Source organism: Mesorhizobium amorphae (genome assembly GCF_014843845.1).
Classification (GTDB): domain Bacteria; phylum Pseudomonadota; class Alphaproteobacteria; order Rhizobiales; family Rhizobiaceae; genus Mesorhizobium; species Mesorhizobium amorphae_A.
In genome coordinates this window covers 1-1,176 of record NZ_JHQS01000105.1, presented here as the reverse complement: position 1 = coordinate 1,176, position 1,176 = coordinate 1, and the positions used below count along the sequence as shown (strand labels likewise).

The 1,176-nt window shown below is 55.8% G+C and carries 1 protein-coding gene; it reads right to left on the bottom strand.

Annotated elements, in window-relative coordinates:
* Positions 1 to 1,041 (bottom strand): M24 family metallopeptidase (locus tag DH08_RS30220; protein WP_192182911.1); only part of this gene is annotated, 1,041 nt, incomplete at its 3' end.
* Positions 1,042 to 1,176 lie beyond the last annotated feature (135 nt).

Below are 1,176 nucleotides of genomic sequence, written 5' to 3'. Positions count from 1 at the left end.
GCCTTCGCCTGATGTAACCATATGGAAGACCATTCCTTCTTCCAGGACCCACTCGGAGTTTGGAAGAAAGACCCAAGTAAAATCTCCCCCTCGGATCATTCTCCTCGAATAGTAGCCGAGTGTATATCCGGTATTATTGTTGTACTCGCGACGAATACCCGCGTCGAGCGCGCCCTGCCGCATAATGCAATCGACGTCCTTAGCGATCGCGCCGGGTTTCATGGCCGCAATCTGCTTGTCCTGCAGTTCGATCATCTTTCTCGACCGAACGTCCATTTCTGGCGGGATGTCGCCTATGACAACGCACCGCATTATGCGCGAGCTATAGCCCTCGAAGCGAGGTACAAGTTCGACATGAAGCACGTCCCCTTCCTGGAGAGGCGTGTTGTGAACGTGCCCATGCAGGAAATCCCAACCTTTGCCGGCAGTGATCACCGAACCCGGGGTAGCGGGGTCGCCTCCGTGGCGGGCAAAGGCTTCAACGGTCATGTGCGCCGCTTCCCGTTCCGTGAACCCTAGCTTCGCGGCTTCCACAATCTCCTGCATCGTGGCATCAACGATTGCGCTGCACTTGCGGAGTTTTTCAATTTCAGCCTTCGACTTCAACTTGCGCTGCTTCCAGGGTAATCCGTCGACGTCGACGAACTCGACATGCGGCAGTTCGCGCTTCAGGGCTTCGAAAGTCTGGACCGTGAGGGCATGGCTCGTTAGGTCAATACCGATGCGCCCGCGATCGAAACCACGCTGCCGAATCTTCTCTGCAATTACCGCGGCCGGGTTTTCCCAGTCGGGAAAGGCGACGAAGTCCTTGATCCAGCTACGTTCGCAAAACGGAGCGACATCCACCGTCCTCAGCGCAAAAAATGCTTCGCCTTCAGCGGGGATAAGGCCGGCACGGTAGAAGCTCACGGACGACTCGTAGTTCAAGTAATAGGCCATGGCTTCGCAATCGTCGATGAGCAGTGCATCGAGTTTGCGAGTGCGCAGTTCGGCGCGCAGCCGCTCCACACGGGCTTGGATTTCACTATGTTCAAATTGCATTCATTTTCTCCTTCACGGCTGCGCTTGCGGAGCCACCTCATGTGCGAAGCAGTCCTTACCAGAATCCGCCCTGTAATCCTGACTGAGTTTCGATTGTTGAGGATCAATCGCGGGGCGGCTTACGTCAAATTCAGT